Origin of the sequence: Thomasclavelia saccharogumia DSM 17460 (assembly GCF_000686665.1) — a bacterium.
In the GTDB taxonomy this organism is placed as follows: domain Bacteria; phylum Bacillota_I; class Bacilli_A; order Erysipelotrichales; family Coprobacillaceae; genus Thomasclavelia; species Thomasclavelia saccharogumia.
Genome location: NZ_KK365999.1, coordinates 1 through 4,858, shown reverse-complemented (window position 1 = coordinate 4,858; position 4,858 = coordinate 1). Strand labels below are relative to the sequence as shown.

2 protein-coding genes and 1 pseudogene are annotated in these 4,858 nt (G+C 33.5%); 2 read left to right on the top strand and 1 reads right to left on the bottom strand.

All coding sequences use genetic code 11. From position 1 onward, the window contains the following. The first annotated feature begins 422 nt into the window (after positions 1-422). A complete protein-coding gene (gene bilR / locus BR82_RS0114855) occupies positions 423-2,357 on the top strand; it encodes a bilirubin reductase, long form (RefSeq protein WP_027090792.1) in 1,935 nt (644 codons plus the stop codon). A gap of 21 nt (positions 2,358-2,378) precedes the next feature. Then, entirely contained in the window at positions 2,379-4,325 is a 1,947-nt protein-coding gene (locus BR82_RS0114850; RefSeq protein WP_027090791.1) for an oxidoreductase, read from the top strand. A gap of 279 nt (positions 4,326-4,604) precedes the next feature. On the opposite strand, the pseudogene BR82_RS17315 reads toward BR82_RS0114850, so the two are convergent. After that, positions 4,605-4,858: pseudogene (locus tag BR82_RS17315) on the bottom strand (ISNCY family transposase); the annotation flags it as partial.

Here is a 4,858-nt window from a genome sequence, read left to right as displayed (position 1 = left end):
TAGTTTAATAGTAACATTAGATGTATTGAAATCGACCAGCATTTTGATAATTGGTAGAGTAGGACCCAGTTTAATAACAACATTAGATGTCTCGAAATATTATGAACAATCCTATTAATTGTTTTAGGGGATTGACAAATGTCCTATATTTTTAAAAGTTTAAAATTAATATTAAAAAGTGAGAAAAGTAATTAAAATAAGATGTTTTTAGTTTAGAGATGTTATAAATACATCATTTTTAACGCTAAAATGGGAAAGAAAAAATTAATTAAATATTTATTTGAAAAAATCTGATTTTGTCAACAGTCTGAAAACATATACATAAAAGTATATGTTTTTTCATTAAAAGCGTATGTTTTATATATGTGTAAGTGCTATCATATTTATATCAAGAACTAAGATACAATATAAAGGAGAAGGTTATGAAATTATTAGAACCAATTAAAGTTGGAAAAATCACATTAAAAAACAGAATTATGTTTCCACCAATGACAACGGGATACGAAGAAAGAGATGGAACAATAGGAAAGCAAAGTTTTAATTTTTATAAGAGAATAGCTGAAGGGGGAGTAGCTTACATTGTTTTAGGTGATGTTGCACCAGTCAACACAGTTTCACCAACCCCAAAATTATTTCATGATGGTCAGATTGAAGCATATAAAAATTTAGCAGATGCAGTGCATGAATATGATTGTAAATTAGGAATTCAATTATTTCATCCTGAATACGATGTTGACGCTTTAGCTGAGTTATTTAGAAAAGGTGATATGCAGGCAGCTCGAGCAAAATTACATCATGATATGCTTCATTACATTGGTGAAGTTACAGAAGAACAATTAAATACGATCTTAGATAAGATGGGTGCTTGTGTTAAACGCGCTTATGAAGCTGGAGTTGATGTTGTTGAAGTTCATGGTGATAGATTAATAGGATCTTTATGTTCAACAATTTTAAATAATCGGACAGATCGATATGGTCGATCTTTTGAAAATAGAACGAGATTTGCTTTAAAAGTTATAGAAACAATTAAAGCAAATGCCCCAGATATTTGCATTGATTATAAATTACCGGTAATCACTGTTAATCCAAATGGTTCTCTTCGAGGAAAAGGTGGTTTATTGATTGATGAAGCAGTAGAATTTGCAAAGATTTTAGAAAAAACTGGTGTTGATATGATTCACGTTGGACAAGCTAATCATACTGGAAATATGAATGATACAATTCCAGCAATGGGGACTATTTCATATTGTTTCATGTCAAAATATACAAAGCAAATTAAAGAAGTTGTATCTATTCCAGTATCTACAGTTGGGCGTGTTTTGACACCAGAAAATGGAGAAGCTCTAATTGAAAACGGTGTATGTGATATTATCGGATTAGGACGTTCATTATTAACTGATCCTGATTATGTTAAAAAATTAGAATTAGGGAAAAAAGATCGCATTCGCCATTGTATGATGTGTAATAAAGGATGTACAGATGCTATTCAAAACAGAAAATTTTTAAGCTGTGTTTTGAATGCTGAAAATGGTTATGAATATGAAAGAGTGATTACTCCTGCTATAAAGAAGAAAAAAGTTGTTGTTGTAGGGGGAGGACCTGCGGGAATGGAAGCCGCTAGAGTTGCAAAAGTAAAAGGGCATGAAGTTGTTTTATTTGAAAAAGAGACAACTTTAGGAGGACAGTTGAGTATTGCAGCTGTACCACCAAGAAAATCTGAAATGAATCGAGGTATTCATTATTTAACAAATGAGATGAAAGTCTTAGATGTTGATTTAAGAGTAGGACAAGAAGTTTGCCCAAAATGTATCATGGCAGAAAATCCTGATGCGGTAATTGTTGCTGTAGGAGCTTCTAATGTTATTCCTGCCATTAAAGGCTGTGATTTACCTCATGTTTATGATGCTTGGAAAGTTTTAAATCATGAACAATTACCAAGTGGGAAAATTGTTGTGATCGGTGGTGGTCTTGTCGGTGCTGAAACAGCTGAATTATTGGCCCAAAATGGCTGTGAGGTGTCAATTGTTGAGATGATGGATACGATTGCTAAAGAAGAATCATCAACAGTAAGACCTACTATGATGGCTGATTTTGAAAAACATCATGTCCAACAATTTACTAAAACAAAAGTGACAGCAATTACATCTACTACTGTAGAAGCTGAAAACGAAGAAGGAACAGTCTCACTTCCTTGTGATTATGTTGTTTTAGCTGTAGGAGCAAAACCAAATGCTTTTGATATCACACCATTAGTTGAAAAAGGAATTGAGGTTCATGTTGTTGGTGACTGTCATGAAAAAGCCGCTGATATTAATCGAGCAATTGAGGAAGGATATCTAGCAGCTAATGCTATTTAAATTATCAAGGAGGCAACAAATATGAATAGATATCCACATTTATTTAGTCCTATAAAGATAGGGAAACAAGTTGTTAAAAATCGCATTTTCATGCCGCCTTTATCGACTAATTTAGGAAATAAAGGTTATGTAACTGATGAATTGATCGAACATTATCGAGCTCGTGCTAAAGGTGGTGTAGGATTATTTGTAACAGAAGTTGTTACGATTGAACCGACATATGTTTATTTACCGGGTGATATGTCTATTTACGATGATTCGTTTATTGAAGGATGGAAAAAGCTGGCTGCTGCTGTTCATGAATATGGGGCTAAAATATTACCTCAGTTATTTCATCCAGCATATATGGCTTTTCCGATTCCAGGTACCCCTAGACTTATTGCACCATCTAATGTTGGACCATATTATGCTAAAGAAGCTCCAAGACCAGTAACTAAAGAAGAATTAAAAGTGATCATTGAACAATTTGCGGATGCGGCACAAAGAGTACAAAAATCAGGAGCAGATGGTGTTGAAATTCACGCTGCTCATGCTCATGGCTTACTCGGTGGTTTTTTATCACCTCAATATAATAAACGTACTGACGAATATGGTGGAAATATCGATGCACGATTAAAATTAACATTAGAAGTTATTGAGGCGATTCGTAAAAGATGTGGCGAAGAATTTATTATTGATGTTCGTATATCTGGTGATGAGTACAGTGATGGTGGCTTAAATATTAATGATATGATCTATGTTTCTAAACAATTAGAAAACCATGGGGTTGATATGATTCATGTATCAGGTGGAACCACAATCGCTAGGGGCAGTTCGATTCCGGCTGCGGGAACTAAAATGGGGTCGCATTCTCAATTATCTGCAAAAATAAAAAAATATGTTTCTATTCCGGTAACAACAGTAGGGCGGATTATTGAACCTTGGATAGCTGAAGAATTAATTGCTAATGGTATGGCAGATGCCTGTATGATTGGGCGGGCTAATCTTTGTGATCCTGAATTTTCTAATAAAGCAAAAGCTGGAAAACCGGAAGATATTCGACCATGTATAGGCTGTTTACGCTGTTTAAATGGAATTATGTTTGGAAAACCGATTGCTTGTACGATGAATCCTTCTTTTTCGTTGGAAAATGAAGATACGATTTTACCAGCTGATATTAAGAAAAAGATTCTTGTTGTCGGTGGTGGACCAGCCGGAATGGAAGCTGCCTATATTGCTAAAAAACGTGGTCATGATGTAGTTTTATGTGAGAAAGATTCAGAATTAGGTGGAGCCTTAAAAGTAGCCTGTGTCCCTATTGGAAAACAAGATCTTTGTCAAGTTATAAAATGGATGCGACATCGTTTAGAAAAGGAAAATGTTAATATTCAAACGAATACGAATGTAACTCTTGAATTATTAAAAACGAAATTTAAAGATTATGAGGTTATCGCATCAACAGGAGCAAAACCCCTTATAATCAATGCATTTACCCAATTTAAACAGTGGATGAGTGCTGATGATGTTTTAGCTGGTAGAGCATTTCCTGGTAGAAAGATCGTGATTATTGGTGGCGGTTCAGTTGGTTGTGAGACAGCAGACTATTTAGCACCGTTAATTAATGATCGTTTCCCACGAAATCGAGATGTTACTATTATAGAAATGGCCCAGGAAGTAATGATGAATGAATCAGGACCAGGTCGTTCTTTGCTTGTACAGAGAATGATAAAAAAGGGTGTGAAAATATTAGTCAATACTAAAGTAGCAGCAGTAGAAAAAGATAAAATTAAATATTTGCAAAATGGAGTTGAAGGTGTTATTGATGATGCGGATACTTTGATCTTTGCTTGCGGATATCAAACTGATTCAGCTTTTGAAAATATGCTTAAAGAATTAAAGATGTCATATCATCTTATCGGTGATGCTCATCAGGTTGGAAATATTAAAGATGCTATTGGTGAAGCATATAGACTTGCTCGGGATATTTAAAGACTAATTTAGGTTGGAATGATTGTTGTTTGAAAAAGAAATTTAATTGAGATAGAAAGTGTTAAGTTTTTACTTATAATGAGGAATTAAAAAAGGAGATTTTATAAACTAATGTAGTTGTTAGTAGGATAAAAATCTCTTTTTGTATTTATTTTAAGGTTTGAAAAAAGTAGTATTATGTTTAGTGGTTACAAATAGTATAAAAAGGGAATTCAATTTTGTATGGCGATAAATTTTAAGAAAGGCTGTCAAGCAAAATTGAAAATGTCTTAAAAAAAGTTAAACATTAGCACCGTTTTCACGATGCTTCTGTTTTGCAAGGAACCCAAGAAAATCATCATTTCTCCAAGGATGATCAAGAGGAGGAATATATTTTTTCTTTGGTTTCTTTTCCTTTGGAATAGTATCAAATTCCTTTGAATATTTTTCGTGTTCAGGAACTTCTTTCATAATATAGATATTATCTAATACATTGACATACAACTTTCCATCAAATGCTTCAATAACCATACAATCAGATTTGTTCTTAAAGA